The organism is Winogradskyella sp. SYSU M77433 (assembly GCF_029911945.1).
Classification (GTDB): domain Bacteria; phylum Bacteroidota; class Bacteroidia; order Flavobacteriales; family Flavobacteriaceae; genus Winogradskyella.
Map to the genome: position 1 here is coordinate 23,357 of NZ_JARYTG010000001.1, position 18,605 is coordinate 41,961.

The 18,605-nt window shown below is 33.3% G+C and carries 14 protein-coding genes; 11 read left to right on the forward strand and 3 right to left on the reverse strand.

The genetic code is table 11. The annotated features are described in order from the left end of the window. The first annotated feature begins 3 nt into the window (after positions 1 to 3). From QGM60_RS00135 to QGM60_RS00150, 4 genes are all read left to right on the forward strand, one after another. The gene (locus QGM60_RS00135; RefSeq protein WP_281138149.1) at positions 4 to 1,071 is read left to right on the forward strand and encodes a DUF3810 domain-containing protein; all 1,068 of its coding nucleotides are present in this window, start codon (positions 4 to 6) and stop codon (positions 1,069 to 1,071) included. Between the two features lie 77 nt (positions 1,072 to 1,148). Further along, positions 1,149 to 4,124 carry an amidohydrolase family protein gene (locus tag QGM60_RS00140; RefSeq protein WP_281138150.1) on the forward strand — a complete coding sequence of 992 codons (2,976 nt, stop codon included), beginning with the start codon at positions 1,149 to 1,151 and terminating at the stop codon, positions 4,122 to 4,124. An 11-nt stretch (positions 4,125 to 4,135) separates the two neighbouring features. Beyond that, positions 4,136 to 5,446: an amidohydrolase family protein gene (locus QGM60_RS00145; RefSeq protein WP_281138151.1), complete on the forward strand. Its 1,311-nt coding sequence runs from the start codon at positions 4,136 to 4,138 to the stop codon at positions 5,444 to 5,446. A 95-nt stretch (positions 5,447 to 5,541) separates the two neighbouring features. Next, positions 5,542 to 6,036, forward strand: coding sequence for a class I SAM-dependent methyltransferase (locus QGM60_RS00150; protein ID WP_281138153.1), 495 nt, complete (start codon positions 5,542 to 5,544; stop codon positions 6,034 to 6,036). Between the two features lie 194 nt (positions 6,037 to 6,230). On the opposite strand, the gene QGM60_RS00155 is transcribed toward QGM60_RS00150, so the two are convergent. The 3 genes from QGM60_RS00155 to QGM60_RS00165 form a co-directional block, all read right to left on the reverse strand. After that, positions 6,231 to 6,989: a hypothetical protein gene (locus tag QGM60_RS00155; RefSeq protein ID WP_281138154.1), complete on the reverse strand. Its 759-nt coding sequence runs from the start codon at positions 6,987 to 6,989 to the stop codon at positions 6,231 to 6,233. Between the two features lie 125 nt (positions 6,990 to 7,114). After that, entirely contained in the window at positions 7,115 to 7,915 is an 801-nt protein-coding gene (locus QGM60_RS00160; RefSeq protein WP_281138155.1) for a DUF6503 family protein, read from the reverse strand. A gap of 106 nt (positions 7,916 to 8,021) precedes the next feature. After that, positions 8,022 to 10,403 carry a T9SS type A sorting domain-containing protein gene (locus tag QGM60_RS00165; protein ID WP_281138156.1) on the reverse strand — a complete coding sequence of 794 codons (2,382 nt, stop codon included), beginning with the start codon at positions 10,401 to 10,403 and terminating at the stop codon, positions 8,022 to 8,024. A gap of 41 nt (positions 10,404 to 10,444) precedes the next feature. Between QGM60_RS00165 and QGM60_RS00170 the strand changes: the two genes are divergently transcribed. The 7 genes from QGM60_RS00170 to QGM60_RS00200 all read left to right on the forward strand — a co-directional run bounded on the left by QGM60_RS00170 (position 10,445) and on the right by QGM60_RS00200 (position 18,605). After that, positions 10,445 to 11,242: an RNA methyltransferase gene (locus QGM60_RS00170; protein WP_281138157.1), complete on the forward strand. Its 798-nt coding sequence runs from the start codon at positions 10,445 to 10,447 to the stop codon at positions 11,240 to 11,242. A gap of 97 nt (positions 11,243 to 11,339) precedes the next feature. Further along, positions 11,340 to 12,572: a M48 family metallopeptidase gene (locus QGM60_RS00175; RefSeq protein WP_281138158.1), complete on the forward strand. Its 1,233-nt coding sequence runs from the start codon at positions 11,340 to 11,342 to the stop codon at positions 12,570 to 12,572. A 128-nt stretch (positions 12,573 to 12,700) separates the two neighbouring features. Next, the gene (locus QGM60_RS00180; protein WP_281138159.1) at positions 12,701 to 13,786 is read left to right on the forward strand and encodes an FUSC family protein; all 1,086 of its coding nucleotides are present in this window, start codon (positions 12,701 to 12,703) and stop codon (positions 13,784 to 13,786) included. Between the two features lie 99 nt (positions 13,787 to 13,885). Beyond that, entirely contained in the window at positions 13,886 to 15,523 is a 1,638-nt protein-coding gene (locus QGM60_RS00185) for a glycoside hydrolase 43 family protein (protein ID WP_281138160.1), read from the forward strand. Between the two features lie 102 nt (positions 15,524 to 15,625). Then, complete coding sequence (locus QGM60_RS00190) at positions 15,626 to 15,802, forward strand: hypothetical protein (protein ID WP_281138161.1); 177 nt, start codon at positions 15,626 to 15,628, stop codon at positions 15,800 to 15,802. Between the two features lie 116 nt (positions 15,803 to 15,918). Continuing rightward, positions 15,919 to 18,126: a RelA/SpoT family protein gene (locus QGM60_RS00195; RefSeq protein ID WP_281138162.1), complete on the forward strand. Its 2,208-nt coding sequence runs from the start codon at positions 15,919 to 15,921 to the stop codon at positions 18,124 to 18,126. A gap of 26 nt (positions 18,127 to 18,152) precedes the next feature. Then, positions 18,153 to 18,605 (forward strand): transcriptional repressor, encoded by a 453-nt coding sequence (locus QGM60_RS00200; RefSeq protein WP_281138163.1) that lies wholly within the window; start codon positions 18,153 to 18,155, stop codon positions 18,603 to 18,605.

Below are 18,605 nucleotides of genomic sequence, written 5' to 3' on the forward strand. Positions count from 1 at the left end.
ACTATGCGAAAAAACATAAAATTCGGCCATACTATTTTTTTAGTTGTTCAGATTGTAATTATTTTAATTCTGAAAAAATCACCTGAGTTTATTGAGCAATTTTATAGTAATGGCTTATATGTTTTTATCTCTAAACTAATGCATTATAGTTTTGGCTGGATTCCTTTTTCTGTCGGAGATATACTGTACACCTTAGCAGGAATATATCTTCTAAGATGGTTATTTCTTAACAGGAAACGCATCTACAAAGACACGATCAAATGGTTACTCGATGTTGGAGCTACATTATCTTTAGCTTACTTTGCATTTCACCTCCTTTGGGCTTACAATTATTATAGACAGCCGTTGTACAAATCCTTAGATATTGAAGCTGACTACACAACCGAACAACTCGTTTCGTTTACAAAACGACTTATCGCAAAATCAAATACTATTTATTTAGAATTATCTCAAAATGATAGTTTAAAAATAGATTTGCCTTACTCTAAAGCTGAAATATTCAATAAAGTAAAAGATGGCTATGATGAACTGTCAAAAGAGTATCCACATTTGAAATATAATCCAAAAAGCATAAAACAATCACTTTATAGTTTACCATTAACGTATATGGGATTTTCGGGATATCTAAATCCTTTCACTAACGAAGCTCAGGTAAATGGCCTTATTCCTATTTATAAATTTCCAACTACAGCTTGTCATGAAGCGGCTCACCAACTTGGTTATGCCGCCGAAAATGAAGCTAATTTTATTGGCAGTTTGGCTGCTATTCATAATGAAGATCTATACTTTAAATATTCTGGCTATACGTTTGCACTACGCTATTGTATAGTTGAAATTTACAGAAGAGACCCTGAGCTTTATGAAAATATGTTAACCACAATCAACAAAGGTATCCTTAAAAATTATCAGGAAGTGCAAGACTTTTGGTTATCTCACGAAAACCCAATCGAACCTTTTTTTCAAAAAACATTTGATAACTTTTTGAAAGCCAACAACCAATCCGACGGTATGAAGAGTTACAGTTATGTTGTGGCACTTTTGGTTAACTATTATGAGAACCAACCACTCTAAAAGTTAAAAAAAGAGATATTCGCTGTACCTTGAAATGATAATTCTTATATTTAGAATTCTAATTTAACTAACCACATATGATTAAACTACATCTACGGCTGCTCATGCTTATGTGCAGTTTTTCGTTGTTTGCCCAAGATTACTTCCCAAGTAATTCTGGTGTAAAATCTAAAAACACGAATTACACAGCATTTACAAATGCTAAAATTCACGTTTCACCTACAAAAGTTATAGACAATGCCACACTGCTTATCAAAGATGGTAAAGTTATAAGTGTTGGCACATCGGTTAAAATCCCAAAGAATACAACGGTCAATGATTTATCTGGTAAAAGTATCTACCCATCTTTTATTGATATGTACACCACTTTTGGAGTCAAAAAACCTGAACGTGGAGGTAATGGTCCACAGTATGGACCAAGTAGAAGTGGTTATTATTGGAATGATCATATTATGCCTGAGCAAGATGTAATGAACAGTTTTACTTATAATGACAAGGAAGCTACAGAATTACACGAACTAGGTTTTGGTGTTGTAAATACCTATATGCCTGATGGTGTTGCAAGAGGAACAAGTGCTTTAATTGCTTTAAACTCTGATGCCGACAATTCTATGAGAATTGTTGATGCCGAAAGTGCTCAGCATTTCTCATTTTCACCTAGCGTTAAATCTCGTCAAACCTATCCTTCTTCAATTATGGGAAGTATGGCGTTGTTAAGACAAATGTACAATGATGCACAATGGTATGCCGCAGGAAATATTGACACCAGAGATTTATCGCTCGAAGCTTTAAACGGCAATAAAAACCTACCACAAATTTTTGAAGCAGGCAGTAGAGCTAATCTTTTGCGAGCCGATAAAGTTGGTGATGCTTTTAATATTCAATATACTATTGTTGGTGGTGGTGATGAATATGAAAGATTAGATGAAGTTAAAGCAAGTAATGCTACAATAATTCTTCCTATAGATTTTAGAATAGCTTATGATGTTGAAGATCCGTTTTTGGCTTCAACGCTTTCACTGAGTGATATGCGCGCTTGGACACAAGAGCCTCATAATCCAAGATTATTAGCTGAAAATGGTATTGTTTTCACTTTAACAACACACGGACTAAAATCTAAAAAATCTTTTCAATCTAACTTATTAAAAGCTATTGAAAGCGGGCTTTCTAAAGAAAAAGCCTTAGAAGCTTTAACAACGATACCTGCTAAACTTTTAGGAAAGTCTAATGTTTTAGGCACCTTAGCAGAAGGCAGCTATGCGAACTTTTTAATTACTTCTGGTGATGTTTTTGATAAAGACACTAAACTTTTTGAAAACTGGGTACAAGGGTCGCAACATATCATTTCTGATATGAATGTGAAAGATATTGATGGTGATTACACTTTTGAATTGAGCGGTAATGACTATAAATTAAATATCTCGAACAGCATAACTAAACCTAAAGCAAAATTAGAATCTGACTCTATAAATTACGACACCAAACTTTCTTACGAAGATGATTGGGTAAAACTAACTTTTAAAACCACAGACTCTACAAAAAAAGAATATGTAAGAATTGTTGTAAATACTACAAATAACAATAGCTTAAATGGTAAAGCTATTTTACCAAACGGAAATGAAGTTTCTATTTTTGCACTGCAAGCAAAACAAGATGACAACGAAAAAGATAAAAAGGACAAGAAAGATGCTGATGACGAAAGTGATACGCCTTTTATGAGTCCTATTTCCTATCCAAATGTTGGTTTTGGGTTTAAAGAAAGTCCAAAATCTGAAACGTTATTATTCAAAAACGCCACTGTTTGGACTAATGAAAATGAAGGTGTCCTTGAAAATACCGATGTTTTAATCAAAGATGGAAAAATTGCCAAAATAGGCAAAAACCTATCGGATGGTAAAGCAAAAGTTATTGATGCTACAGGTAAACATATAACCGCAGGGATTATAGATGAACATTCTCATATTGCTACAGCTTCCGTTAATGAATTTGGTCAGAATTCTTCTGCTGAAGTTACTATAGAAGATGTGATTGATGATGAAGATATTGATATCTATCGCAACTTGGCTGGTGGTGTAACCTCTATTCAGATATTACATGGTTCGGCTAATCCTATTGGTGGTCGTTCAGCTATTATCAAGCTAAAATGGGGAGAAGCGGCAGAAGATTTAGTGTATAACAATTCACCTAAGTTTATAAAATTTGCTTTAGGTGAAAATGTAAAACAAACACGATTGAGCCGTAATGAGCGTTTCCCTCAATCTCGTATGGGAGTTGAGCAGGTTTTTGTAGATTACTTTTCTCGTGCAAAAGCTTATGATGAACTCAAGAAAAGCGGTAAACCCTACCGAAAAGATATTGAAATGGAAGTTTTAGCTGAGATTATTAATAAAGAACGTTTCATCACCTGTCACTCTTATGTGCAAAGTGAAATCAATATGTTAATGAAAGTTGCTGAGCAATTCGACTTCAATATTAATACTTTCACTCACATTTTAGAAGGTTATAAAGTTGCTGACAAAATGAAAGCTCATGGTGTTGGTGGTTCAACATTTAGTGATTGGTGGGCCTACAAATACGAGGTTAATGATGCTATTCCTTACAATGCGGCTATTATGCATAACGCAGGTGTTACGGTTGCTATAAATAGTGATGATGCCGAAATGTCTAGACGCTTAAATCAAGAAGCTGCTAAATCCGTAAAATATGGTGGCGTTAGCGAAGAAGACGCTTTAAAATTTGTGACTTTAAATCCTGCAAAATTATTACATCTAGAAGATAGAGTTGGTAGTCTTAAAGTTGGAAAAGATGCCGATGTTGTATTGTGGTCTGATCATCCTTTATCAATTTATGCTAAAGCTGAAAAAACCATTATCGAAGGAGTTACCTATTTTGATCTTGAACGCGACCAACAAATGCGAGATGCTATAAAAAAAGAAAAAAGCGAGTTAATTAATAAGATGCTTCAAGAGAAAAACAAAGGTTTAAAAACACAACCAATAGAGAGAAAAGAAAAGAAATTATTGCATTGCGATTCGATAGATGCTCAACAATAAAACAAAGAAATATGAAGACTTTAAATAAAATAAATATCGTATTGATTCTGTTGTGCACTATCTTAGGCTTTGCACAACAAACGCCAGCACCTAAGCAAACTAAAGATTTTGCTATTGTTGGTGCTACTGCTCATATTGGTAATGGCGAGGTTGTAGAGAACAGCATCATTGTAGTTAGCAATGGAAAAATTACCACTATAGGACCAGAAGCTACTACTCCACTTACCAGACAAGCTATGGATATCATTGACGCGAAAGGCAAACACGTCTACCCAGGATTTATTGTTTCTAACGGAACGCTTGGCTTAGTTGAAGTAGATGCTGTGAAGGCTTCCGATGATTTATCTGAACTCGGCACTTTTAATCCACATATAAGAAGTATAATTGCCTACAATGCTGAATCTAAAGTTGTAGAATCTATGCGACCAAACGGAGTGCTTTTAGGGCAAGTGGTTCCTAGAGGTGGTCGAATTTCAGGAACTTCTTCTGTAGTACAATACGATGCGTGGAATTGGGAAGATGCTGCTATAAAAACAGATAACGGCATTCACCTCAACTGGCCAAATAGCTTCAGTCGTGGTCGTTGGTGGCTTGGTGAAGATCCAGGTCTAAAACCAAACAAAAACTACAACAAACAAGTTACCGAAGTAGAAAACTACTTTAACGAAGCTAAAAGCTACAGTAAGGGCTCAAAAGATAATCGTCATTTACCTTATGAAGCAACAATTGGGTTATTTGATGGCACTAAACGTCTGTTTATAAATGCTGATGATGAAAAAGGCATTACTGATGCCGTTAATTTTGCAAAAGCTCAAGGAGTAAAACACATTACTATTGTTAGTGGTTACCAAGCTGGTAATGTTGCTGACTTTTTAAAACAAAATGATGTTTCTGTACAACTGCGACGTATACATTCTAGACCAGAATTGGAAGATGATGATTATGACCAATCCTATAAGCTAGCAAAAAAGCTTGTTGACACAGGTGTTTTAGTAGCTTTAGAGCCTAGTGGTGATATGGAACGCATGAACTCTAGAAACCTTCCTTTTTATGCAGGTACTACTGTAACATATGGCTTAACAAAAGAACAAGCGCTACAACTTATAACTCTAAATGCTGCAAAAATATTAGGGATTGATGATTCCTATGGATCGTTAGAAGTAGGAAAAAGTGCAACATTATTTATTAGTGAAGGTGATGCTTTAGACATGCGCACCAATCAACTTACTCATGCTTTTATTGATGGCAGGAATATTAGTTTAGAAACACACCAAACTGAATTATGGAAACGTTATTCTGAAAAGTACAAAAATGAACAATAAAAAAAGCGAGCTGTTTAGCTCGCTTTTTTTGTTTTACGTCTAATATTTATTGAGTTAAGGTAAATTAAATTTATTTTGATTCAAAACTATTTATTTTGAACGTTATAATTCGAACAGTAAAAAAAATTCACAGAGATGGATTCTCAAGGACATTTAGAGCTATGTATTCTCATCTTTACGATTTATATTTTGACTGGAAAAACAGTACCGATACTGTTTCTTGGATTTCTCACGAAGAATTAATTAGAGAAAATGATATTGCAAAGTATTCTGTCCACTATCAAGGGTGTAATGCATATCTTGTTAAATCAATTTTGAAGAAACTGAAATTACCTAAAAATCAAACCTTCATAGATATGGGTTGTGGAAAAGGAAAAATTCTACTACTTGCAAACAGCTATGGGTTTAAACAAGTAAAAGGCATAGAACTTTCAAAAAAACTTTGTGGTATAGCAAAAAGAAACATTTTATCTTTCGAATCCAAAACAAATTCAAAATCGAACATTTCTGTTGAAATAGAGATGCTACAACCTATGAATTTCAGCCTGAAGATAGTATCTTATTTATGTATAACCCTTTTAATGGAATAATTTTTGAAAAGGTTATTAATAACCTAAAAAAATCTTTGGATAATTCTCCTCGTAAAATGACTATTATTTATATGCATCCTACAGAAAGAAAGTTTTTGGAATCTACATTCAATTTTTCTTCAATACAGCATCATACCTGGAATGAAGATTATATTATATATACTATAAATTAAAAACATTAAGTCTATTTTATCCTAAGACTGTGTTACAACTATCTTTTTTTCTTCAGAAGAATATAACGGAGAAACATTAAAGTGTTTTGATTTTTTTGACTGGTAATATTTTCTATTTCTTAACTGTTTACGCACAAATTTTGATTTATCATACACTTCATAAACAAATAACTTATTATTTTTTCCGTCTTCGGTTTTAAGCTCTAATTCAATTTTGGAAATCATCTTTTCTATTTCTTCAACGCTTTTTAAGCCCATAGTTTTTCCAGACGAAAACTGAGAATTACTTTCATAAACTACCCAGTACATCATATCTTTATTAAACAATGTTTCTTCTGAGCTTTCTTTGGAAATGGTTATTCTTTCAATTTCATCAGAAACATCAATGATTTTATTTTCTAAAACAGCTTCTTTTTTCTCTAAGTACATAACAACCCAATGTCGGTCAATTTTAGCCTGTACAACATAATTACCTATAGGAAGATTTCCTAGCCCTACTTTACCACTTGTGTCATAAACGTCGATGGTTTCTAAATAATCATCATTAAGAATATCAATTTGACGAATTGGTTGATTCTCCGTTTCTAAAATTAGACTGTCACCAGTGGTTTTGAGTTCTTGAATAAATTTTAATTTTCGAGCTGCGTAACTTACGTTCTTTTGGAATGTGAGTTCATAACCAGAAGTGTCTCGTACTGTAATTTTATCTGTAGCATTGTTTTGTCCATAAGAGAATATGGTAATCAACATAACTACTATTACAGTACACTTTTTAATCATGGTTTTATTGAACTTTTTATAAAACAAAGATACAAGTACAAGTAAGTTTACTTAAACTCAATCCGATTAAACCTTAACTCTTATCAAAACGTATTCTTCTTATTCTTAAGACTTTTAAGGCTATATCACTCTATCAATCTGCCTTCCTCAGGTTTTAAAAACATTTGTTTATTTGATACTTCTTCAGAAATAGATACATTTACAAACTCAATAGTATTTCGCTTTTCAGTAGGCTGATTATTTTCGTATTTATACCAATCCATACTTTTAGGCAGCTTTAACCCACTTAGAGTTTGCCAATTATTGTATCTTATAAAATGAAAATCTTTACTTTTTTCACCTTCACCAAAAGTAACCGTGTAACCTAGCCAAGCCATCTCTCCTGTCAATTTATCATAATAAAGCTTGTATTGATCATCTGGTGATTCACCAATACCAGATTCATAGGAAATTAAAATCCCAGGATAAGTTTTACCGTCATAAGTCAATGGTTCTATTTCTTTATAAGAAATACCGTTATCTCCAAGTACAAAAGGCATGGCGTAAAAATAAAACATGAGTCCTTTATAGAATTTTGCATTTCCAGCAAAAGGCTTGTTGTTCTTTTCTAAAACCCATTGCGACTTTCCATCATAACCCATTGTATAGTCTGGCGTATCAATCAATTCAGCTCTCGTTTTAAGATTTATTGTCGTTACTTCTTTACCATCTGGTTTCTCCATAGTAAAGGATAGCATTCTCATTTTATTCCAGTTGTCTATGCCTCCATGAGCATCAAAAACTTTAGTTATAGTTTCCGGGTAAATACTAGTAGTAATCTGTTCTTTTTCGATTTCTTTAGTAATAGTTGGGATTTCTGATTTTACTTCATTTTTACAAGCTGAAGCAATAATTGTAAATAATAAAAGATAGACTGTTTTCTTCATGTTTTGGTTATTAGTTGTGATATTGGACGAAAACAGAAACAATACTTTACAAAAAAAGCCTCAGAGTTTTTCTGAGACTTTAAAATGTATCTATTCGAATAAGTACTTATTGAATTACCAGTTTTTCTGTAACCGATATTTCATCATTAGAAAGTTTGACAAAATAAATTCCTGATTCAAAATTTGAAACATCTAATTCAGTGATATTAGAACTTAAAGTCTTACTTAATCCTATTTGTTTGCCTTGAACATCATAAATTGACACTTCTACATTTGAATAAATATTATCCATTTGGATGTATAAAGTCGCTTTTGCTGGATTTGGGTAGATCTTGAAAGCTTCTACATTAAAATTATTGACATTAAGTGCTACCGCAGCCTCTAAATAATCTGGAATCATATTAGAGTTGGTATCATCGTCCGTTGGATCTCCATTGTTATTATAATCTTCGTCTATGGTTAAAACACCATCGCCATCATCGTCATTATCTAAATAGTTTTCAATAGAATCGTTATCTGTATCTATAAATTGGTGTAAAACTGTTGAACTATTTCGTCCCGAAACCTCTCCGACTTCAACTTCTGTTGGTATATTATCACCATCATCGTCACTATCTAGATAGTTAGGTATACCATCATTGTCTGTATCATCATCATCTAAATTGCCATTACCGTTAATATCTTCATCACTATCAATAACTCCATCAGAGTCTGAGTCAGTGCAGTCTACCTCTTCAATATTTATTTCTGTTGAAGTTATCCCACAACCAAATACAGAAGTAGCACTAACAGAATAAACTCCCGGTTGAGTAACTGTTAAAGTCGCTTGAGTTTCTCCTGTAATATTTGCGCCTTCATAATACCATGAAAAATAATAATTATTACTATCCAAACCTGTATCAATTACAACAGACTCCCCTTGGCAATAGGCTATATCACTAATAGAAAAATAAGGTAAAGGATTTACTAATAAGGTAGCTTCTGTTGTATCGTAACAAACTGAGTTGTTATTTTCCAATCTAGCATATATAATTTGTGGATTACTTATGTTCTGATATAATACTGGTAAAGGATTTATACCCATGTCAGCATCTATTAATGTTGCAAAATAACTTACTGTAAATTCTGATGGATCTTGACCACCAATGACCTGTGCATCCATATTTGATAAATCAAACTGAACACTATCATTGCTTATATCTCCATCTGTTTCTATATTATCATCACATTGTTCGTAAATAATTGGTGACATACTAGGATTTGCTTGTACTCCTTCGTTAACAATCAAATCAAAACTTTGTATAGCCGATGTACAACCTGAACTATAATTTGTAATTGTAAAATATATTGTTTCTGGATTTGAAGTATTAATCCAAGGACTTAATAGAGCATTACTTTGTGTTTGTGCATCTACTATAGTTGCATAGTATGTAACATAAAAATTAACTGGATCTAAACCATCAAGAACTTCTTCATCTTTATATGTTAAATCGAAATTAGCAATACCTTCAGAGTTTATTTGGCATACAACAAAATCTGTCACAGCTACAACTTCTGGCAGTGAATTGACCCATATATCAAAACTAGTAAGTGTATAACACCCTGTGACATCATTTTCTACCCTAACATAAATTTCTTGAGGATTACTAGTGTTTACATAATTTTCAGGGTTACTAATAGCATTAGTTCCAGAATCAGCATCAACTAAAGACACATAATAATTCATTAAAAAACCTTCACCAGAAGGGTCTAAGAAACTTTCATTAGTAGTTAAATCAAATATGGAAAATCCACTCCCATCATCACAAATTTCAATATCATCTGGGTTTTCTAATAAATCAGGACTAGGCAGAACTCTAATGGTCAAATTTCCAGAAGTATAAAAGTAACTACAACCATTAGTAAGATCCGTTAGTCTTAGAAATAAAGTTTGAGGGTTTGTAAGGTTTGTATAAGATGTAGGATTAGATATAGGATTGGTTTGATTTTCAGCATCTGAAATTGTTTCATAATATGTCACTGACACATTAGTATTTGCGCCAATAATTTCGGCATTTTTAACTGTTAAATCAAATTCAGCAAAACCATCATTTGTATCATCACATAAATCTAAAGATGATGGTTGAGTAGGAATAGGTGAAAAATTTACGATTAAATCTAATGTTGTGGTATCAAAATTTCCTGAACTGATTTCTTCCAAACGCACATATATAGTTTGTAATGATGGAACTACATTTCCATAGGGAGATTGTAATGCGTTGACACCATTTTCTGCATCACTTTGTGTTTCGTGATAGGTCACTATAAAATCTGCTGGATTTTGTCCTCCTAAAACTTCTGCATCTGCAAATGTTAAGTTAAAAAAAAGGAAAAAACCATCATTATCATCATCACAAACCATTAAGTCTGAAGGTTGATTTGCTACCTGAGCAAAAGAAAAAGATGAGACAAATAAGATTAAAAATAGGTTAAGTAGTTTTTGTTTCATAATAGCTTAATTTTGTTGTTGCCAAATATATAGAAATTAAAATGGTTAAAAACATTTCAAGCCCACAAAACCCTCTTATTAAACAACTTGTGCAACTAAAAGAAAAATCTAGGCAACGCAAAAAAACTGGTCAGTTCTTAATAGAAGGTAAACGTGAATTATCACTAGCTATAAAAGGCGGCTACAAAGTAGACACGCTTTTGTTTTTTCCTGATTTGTTTTCTGAAACTGAAGCCAGAGCTATGTCTCAATACGGTATTGAAATTATTGAAATTTCAAAAGAAGTTTTTCAAAAATTGGCACATCGTGATACTACTGAAGGTGTTATTGCTGTCGTAAAGAGTAGAGCACACCAACTTGAAGATTTAAAACTCTCTAATAAAAATCCTTTAATTCTAGTTACTGAAGCACCCGAAAAACCAGGTAACGTTGGCGCTTTATTGCGAACTGCGGATGCTGCCAATGTAGACGCTGTGATTATTGCCAATCCAAAGTCAGATTTATACAACCCTAACATTATTCGCTCTAGTGTTGGTTGTGTGTTTACGACTGAAATTGCCACGGCGAGTACTACTGAAGCTATTGATTTTTTAAGGCGTTATAATTTCAATATTTTTTCTGCTATTCTGCAAGAATCACAACCGTATCACACACAAGATTACACCTTACCTACTGCTATCGTCGTTGGTACAGAAGCTACTGGCTTAACCCAAGAATGGCGAGATGCTGCAATGCAAAATATCAGTATTCCTATGCAAGGCGTTATCGATTCTATGAATGTTTCTGTTGCTGCTGGAATTCTTATTTTTGAAGCCAAAAGACAACGAGACTTTAAATAATTATGTCATTGCGAGGAATGAGACACGAATGACGTCGCAATTTCTTAAGTTTTAAGATTGCCACGCTACGCTCGCAATGACAAAATAAAAACACACAATGACCGCACAAACCCTATTTTATATCATCATAGCTATCATAATCATCGATTTTGTTATTGATAAAATTCTAGATGCGTTAAATGCCAAACATTTTAACGATGCTGTTCCTGCTGAAATAAATGACGTTTACGATGAAGGTGAATACAAAAAGTCGCAAGCTTACAAGACAATCAATTATAAATTTGGCATTTGGTCCTCATTGTTTTCTTTAGTACTAACTTTAGGCTTTTTGCTTTTAGACGGCTTTGAATTTGTCGATAATATAGCCAGAAACTACTCAGAGAACCCAATTATTATTGGCTTAATTTTCTTTGGCATTATTATGATTGCCAGCGATATCATTACCACACCATTTGGTTATTACAAAACCTTTGTCATTGAAGAAAAATTCGGATTCAACAAAACCACAAAAAAGACTTTTATTTTAGATAAAATCAAAGGCTTGTTAATGACTGTTATAATTGGTGGAGGCATCATAGCTTTGATTATTTGGTTTTATCAAATTACAGAAAATCAATTCTGGCTATACACCTGGGGAATTGTAACGGTATTCACTGTATTTATGAATATGTTTTATTCCAAACTTATCGTACCACTATTCAATAAGCAGACTCCTTTAGAAGATGGTGATTTACGCCAAAAAATATCCGACTATGCTGCTTCTGTTGGTTTTAGCCTGAACAAAATATTCATCATTGACGGTTCTAAACGTAGCACTAAAGCCAATGCGTATTTTTCGGGTTTTGGAAGTGAAAAACGTGTTACACTTTACGATACTTTGGTCAATGATTTAGACGATGAAGAAATTGTTGCGGTTTTAGCACACGAAGTTGGGCACTATAAGCGCAATCATATTATTTTCAATTTGATTGCTTCTGTTTTACTTACCGGATTGACATTATATATTTTATCGATTTTTATTTCAAATCCATTATTGTCTAATGCCATAGGTGTAGAACAACCTAGCTTTCACGTTGGGTTAATTGCTTTTGGATTACTCTACTCACCTATTTCAGAAATTACAGGTTTGATTATGAATTACGTTTCAAGAGTTTTTGAATATCAAGCAGATGATTATGCCAAAAACACTTACAAAGCAGAACCTTTAATTACGTCTTTAAAAAAGCTGTCTAAAAACAGTTTAAGCAATTTAACTCCTCACAAAGCCTATGTATTTATGCATTATTCACATCCAACTTTGTTAGAAAGAGTTAGAAATTTAAAGAAATAATAGCATCACTCTTGCTATCTTTTTTCAGATAACTTCGGTATTTTTGTAATCTCTATTCAAAACTTTTTCTTTACGCATAAAATCACTGAAAATTACTTCTTGGGTAAGAATTTGATGCCTTTTTGAAAATGAAGCAAAGTATACATAAAGAGCTTAAACAATTAGTTACCCTAAAGGACTCTAATAGAAAATGGCAAATGGCTTTACTAATTGCCATTTCATTGGGAGTACCTCTATTTTTAGGGATTTACTTTGGTAACGTCAGTGCTGGATTAACAGCATGTTTAAGTGGATTGGTAATACTTTACTTGCCCAGTACTGGTAGTTTAACAAATAAAATATCAACACTGCTTATAAGTGCATTTGGTTTCATTTTATCGTTTTCTATCGGACAATTTTTCAGTTTCAATCATATCGTTTCCGTCATTGTCTTTGGAATTTTCTCAATGGTAACCCATTGGATAATGTTATATTATAAAACAGCTCCACCTAGAAGTTTTTTCTTTATTTTTTTAGTATCTATATCTATTTGTCAGCCATTTAACCTTAACACCATACCTTTTAAAGTCGGACTTATTAGCCTTGGTTTAATGTTTGCTAGTTTTTTAGCTCTAGCCTATTTAGTCATAGAATCCCTAAAGACTAACCAAAACACACAGCCAAAACCTTCACCTATACTTCAAAAAAACAACTATGCCGATTATTGGGAGGCGATTATCATGGGAGTGTTTATGGCCTTATCCTTAATGTGCGGTTATTTATTAAAAATGAATAATGCGTATTGGATTCCTGTATCGTGTGCAGCAGTTATGCAAGGTGCATCACGTTATCATATATGGCAACGCACGTTTCAAAGAATTCTCGGCACACTTCTAGGTTTAGGACTGTGCTGGTTATTACTCAGTATTACCAAATCTATAATTATACTTTGTGTTTTTATAATCGTACTACAACTTATTGTAGAAATACTCATTACAAGGAATTATGCGCTGGCAGTAATTTTTATAACACCTTTGGCTATCTTTCTCTCTGAAGCTGCCAACCCAATTATAACCACACCAAACGAACTGATTGTTTTACGTTTTCAAGAAATTATAATTGGAAGTTTTATTGGTGCCATTGGTGGATGGTTGCTACATAAAGAAAAAGTTAGATACGCTACCATTAAAGGCTTAGCAAAAATCACTAATGGTTTTGAAAATAAAAATTACTAAAAAACTACATACTTAAAATCCCAAACTTGATTTTATAACAGAAAAAGCCGAACTTGGTTAACTTATAATTAAGCATTAATCAACAATCTGAGGCTAAAAATGATAAAAGAAAATCATATTTCGAGAATAATACTAACTGTTTTAATTACGCTTTTCAACTTGAGTTTAATCAATATTTATGCTCAAGTTGCTAAAAACCCTGTTATTTGGGCAGATGTTCCAGATGTTAGCACTATCAGAGTTGGTGATACTTATTATATGAGTAGCACCACAATGCACATGAGTCCAGGATTACCAATTATGAAATCCAAAGATTTAGTTAACTGGGAAATCGCTGGTTATGCTTACGACCGTTTGGTAGAGAATGATAAAATGAATCTTGAAAATGGTCAAGAAGCCTATGGAAAAGGGTCTTGGGCTAGTAGTCTTCGTTATCACAATGGCATATTCTATGTGTCCACTTTTTCTGCCACATCAGGTAAAACGCATGTTTACAAAACAAAAAATATTGAAACAGAGCCTTGGGAAGCATTTTCTTTTGAGCCTGTTCTTCATGACAACTCACTCTTTTTTGATGATGATGGTAAGGTATATATGCTTTACGGAGGAGGAACTATAAAACTTGTTGAATTACTTCCAGATGCATCAGGAATAAAACCAAACGGTATAGAAAAAGTAATTATAGACAATGTCAACTTAGTTTTTGGTAAAGATGAAGTTGGAGGTTTACCTGGTGAAGGCTGCCAAATACGCAAAATAAACGGAAAATATTACCTTTTCAATATTGCCTCGCCTAAAAGTCATTGGGCACGTACAGTAATTGTGCATAGAGCTGATAAAATTACTGGTCCTTATGAAGGTCGTGTTGTACTTCAAGACCAACATATTGCACAAGGTGGGTTAATTGACACGCCAGACGGAAATTGGTATGCCATGCTTTTTGGAGACCGAGGAAGTGTTGGTAGAATTCCCTACTTAGTCCCTGTTAAATGGGAAAATGATTGGCCTATTTTGGGAACTAACGGTAAAGTACCTGAAACTCTAGATTTACCAGATAATTCAAATGGTATTTTTGGCATTGTAGCTTCTGATGAATTTGAACGAAAAGAAAATGATCCAAAACTTCCGCTAGCATGGCAATGGAATCATAACCCTGATAACAAAAACTGGGCTATTCTTGAAAATCCGGGTCGATTACGTATTACAACAGGTCGTGTTGATAAAAGTATTTTATTCGCAAAAAACACGCTTACCCAACGTACGTTTGGTCCTAAATCTTCAGCCACAACTCTAGTGAATGTTAGTGAAATGAAAAATGGTGATGTTGCAGGTCTCATTGCCTTTCAAAACAAATTCGGTTACGTCGGTGTAAAGAAAGAAAATGATAAAATGTTCATTGTAATGACACAATCTAGATTAGGTTTTGAAGATGAAGACCAAAAACAAGGCATTAAAATGATAAACAAATTAAGTGAGTCATTCAAAGAGATAGAACAAATCCCTCTTCATCAAGAAAACGTATATTTTAAAATAGATTGTGATTTTGAAACTGATGAAGCCTATTTTTATTATAGTCTCGATGGTGAAAAGTGGCAAAAAATAGGCAACACTTTAAATATGGTATATACCTTTACCAAGCACTTTATGGGTTATCGCTTTGGGTTATTTAATTTCGCCACAGAAGAGGCTGGTGGTTATGTTGACTTTGATTATTATCGTGTAAATAAGATTGATTAAAAAGTAAAAACCTGAATTAGAAAAAAGTTCATGCTAACATACCTAAAACAAGTTTATTCAATAATATCAACTGTTCTACTTTTAATTTGAAAAAACACAGAAATGAAAAAAATATCACTCATTAAACTAGCTGGAATATTGCTCCTTACGTTCGGGATTACGGATTTGGATTTCGATAATCTTTTGATAAGTACAAACTATAAAGCATATATCTCAATGATTATTGGACTCATCATAGTCATAATATCATTCTTTATGCCTCAAAAATTGAAAGACTGATTAAACTTACTTCACTATTATCTTGATTTCAGAATTCAATAACTAAAATATAACCAATCAAAATTTCCTCATCAAACTCCATTGCCAGTTAAAAGAACTTTTACTACATTAGTTCTATGACAGAGGAAGCTATAGAAAAAGAAAATAAAGCCATTGCCAAAGCTTACAAAGAATTACTAAAAGTAAGCTATCAAACCTTAACGGATGATGATAAAAAATTAATTCGTCATGCCTTTGATGTGGCTGTAGATGCACATAAAGATCAGCGTCGCAAATCTGGCGAAGCCTATATCTTTCATCCAATTGCTGTGGCTAAAATTGTAGCTCAAGAAATTGGTCTCGATGCAACTTCTATTGCAGCAGCTTTACTTCATGATGTCGTAGAAGACAATCCAGATTACACCATTGCAGATATGGAACGTCTTTTTGGTGAAACCGTAGCGCGCATTGTCGATGGACTTACAAAAATATCATCCTTAAAAAAGGATATGGATGTCTCGCTTCAGGCTGAGAATTTTCGTAAAATGCTTTTAACCCTTAATGAAGATGTTAGGGTTATCATTATAAAAATTGCCGACCGTTTGCACAACATGCAAACTATGGAGTCAATGAGGGATGACAAACAAATTAAAATTGCTTCGGAAACCCTTTATATATATGCACCTTTAGCACATAGAATTGGACTCTACAATATTAAAACCGAACTTGAAGATCTTGGCTTAAAATACACCGAACCTGAAGTGTACAATGACATTGCCGAGAAAATGCAAGAGAGCAAAGAAGAACAAGATGCTTACATTAAAGCGTTCTCCAAAGTCATTGAAAATTCTTTAAATAAAGAAGGTCTTAATTATGAAATAAAAGGGAGACCAAAATCTATTTTCAGTATTCGTCGAAAAATGGTCAAGCAAGGCGTAAGCTTTGATGAAGTCTATGACAAATTTGCCATTAGAATTATTTACAGATCCGATTTGGAAAACGAAAAGTTTTTGGCTTGGAAAATCTATTCCATAGTTACCGATCACTTTACACCAAACCCTATTCGTCTTCGTGACTGGATTTCGTCACCTAAATCTACAGGTTACGAAGCACTTCACATTACCGTTGTTGGCCCAAAAAGTCGTTGGGTAGAAGTACAAATACGTAGCGAACGCATGAACGAAATTGCTGAAAAGGGTTATGCTGCGCACTACAAATACAAAAATGCCAACGAAAAAGAAGACAGTTTAGATCTTTGGATTAATAGACTACAAGAAGCTTTAGAAAACAATGAAGCCAATGCTGTAGATTTTGTTGAGCAGTTTAAGCTTAACCTCTACTCTAAAGAAATCTTTGTGTTTTCACCTAAAGGTGATTTAAAATCCCTTCCAAAAGGTGCTACTCCACTAGATTTTGCATTCAGTATTCATACTGAAGTTGGCATGAAAACACGTGGAGCAAAGGTGAACGGAAAATTAGTCCCTCTGAGTTATGAACTAGAAAGTGGTGATCGTGTTGAAATATTAACTTCAGATAATGCCAAACCTAATAGCAACTGGTTAGATTATGCTACTACAGCTAGAGCTCGCAGTAAAATTAAATCGGCCTTAAATGCCGATACTAAAGAGATTGCAGAAGAAGGCAAGGAAATATTAAGACGAAAGTTAAAGCAACTCAAAATAACACTCAACGAGAAATCGGTTAATGAGTTAGTAAACTATTTTAAGTTAAGCACCTCATTAGATTTATTCTACAGAGTTGGTATTGGCACTATAGACAACACCAAGCTAAAAGCATTTGCATCTTCGCGAAGCAATGCTTTTGTGAGTTATATTAAAAATAAAATCTATAAACCAGAAGCGCCAAAAGACATTCATAAAGAAGAAATTACTTCTAAATATGATATGTTAGTTTTTGGTAAGGAAGAAGAAAAACTCAACTATACCTTAGCCAATTGTTGTAACCCTATTCCTGGAGATAAAGTATTTGGTTTTTTAACTATAAATGATGGTATAAAAGTCCACAAAAAGAATTGTCCGAATGCCGTAAGTCTTCAATCTAATTACGCGTATAGAATTATGTCTGCCAAATGGATTGATTCTTCGCAAGAAGTTTATACTTCTCATATAGAATTGTCTGGTATTGATAATTTAGGATTAGTAAATGACATTACAAGTCTCATCTCGCAAAACATGCACGTTAATATGAAAAGCATTAGTTTTTCTAGTGATGATGGCGTCTTTACAGGTAGAATAACCGTACAGGTAAAAAACCAAGCGATGTTAAAAAAATTAATGGACAATCTTAAAAAAATTAATGGTATCGATAAGGTTTCTAGAGTTTAAAAATTGTGTAAATTTGCACCTTAATTATGAATGCAACTACAGAAGAAAGTAATCAGGAAATTGTAAAACGCGTATTTACACAATTCCTTGAAGAAAAAGGACATAGAAAAACGCCTGAGCGCTATGCTATACTTCAAGAAATCTATGATAGTGAAGAGCATTTTGATATAGAATCACTTTATATCAAAATGAAAAACAAAAACTATCGTGTAAGTAGAGCTACGCTTTACAACACTATCGAATTGTTGTTAGAATGTGCTTTGGTACGTAAGCATCAGTTTGGACAAAGTCAGGCACATTACGAGAAATCCTATTTCGATAAAAATCATGATCATGTTATTTTAACTGATACTGGTGAGGTTATTGAATTCTGTGATCCTCGCATTCAATCCATAAAAAAAACCATTGAAGAGGTTTTTGATATTCAGATAACTAATCATTCATTATATTTTTACGGTAACCGTAAAAAGGACGACTAA

Bases quoted from the DNA above. Each gene is read 5' to 3' on its own strand.
- QGM60_RS00135 (WP_281138149.1), top strand. From the start codon at position 4: ATGCGAAAAAACATAAAATTCGGCCATACTATTTTTTTAGTTGTTCAG.
- QGM60_RS00140 (WP_281138150.1), top strand. From the start codon at position 1,149: ATGATTAAACTACATCTACGGCTGCTCATGCTTATGTGCAGTTTTTCG.
- QGM60_RS00145 (WP_281138151.1), top strand. From the start codon at position 4,136: ATGAAGACTTTAAATAAAATAAATATCGTATTGATTCTGTTGTGCACT.
- QGM60_RS00155 (WP_281138154.1), bottom strand. From the start codon at position 6,989: ATGATTAAAAAGTGTACTGTAATAGTAGTTATGTTGATTACCATATTC.
- QGM60_RS00160 (WP_281138155.1), bottom strand. From the start codon at position 7,915: ATGAAGAAAACAGTCTATCTTTTATTATTTACAATTATTGCTTCAGCT.
- QGM60_RS00165 (WP_281138156.1), bottom strand. From the start codon at position 10,403: ATGAAACAAAAACTACTTAACCTATTTTTAATCTTATTTGTCTCATCT.
- QGM60_RS00170 (WP_281138157.1), top strand. From the start codon at position 10,445: ATGGTTAAAAACATTTCAAGCCCACAAAACCCTCTTATTAAACAACTT.
- QGM60_RS00175 (WP_281138158.1), top strand. From the start codon at position 11,340: ATGACCGCACAAACCCTATTTTATATCATCATAGCTATCATAATCATC.
- QGM60_RS00180 (WP_281138159.1), top strand. From the start codon at position 12,701: ATGAAGCAAAGTATACATAAAGAGCTTAAACAATTAGTTACCCTAAAG.
- QGM60_RS00185 (WP_281138160.1), top strand. From the start codon at position 13,886: ATGATAAAAGAAAATCATATTTCGAGAATAATACTAACTGTTTTAATT.
- QGM60_RS00190 (WP_281138161.1), top strand. From the start codon at position 15,626: ATGAAAAAAATATCACTCATTAAACTAGCTGGAATATTGCTCCTTACG.
- QGM60_RS00195 (WP_281138162.1), top strand. From the start codon at position 15,919: ATGACAGAGGAAGCTATAGAAAAAGAAAATAAAGCCATTGCCAAAGCT.
- QGM60_RS00200 (WP_281138163.1), top strand. From the start codon at position 18,153: ATGAATGCAACTACAGAAGAAAGTAATCAGGAAATTGTAAAACGCGTA.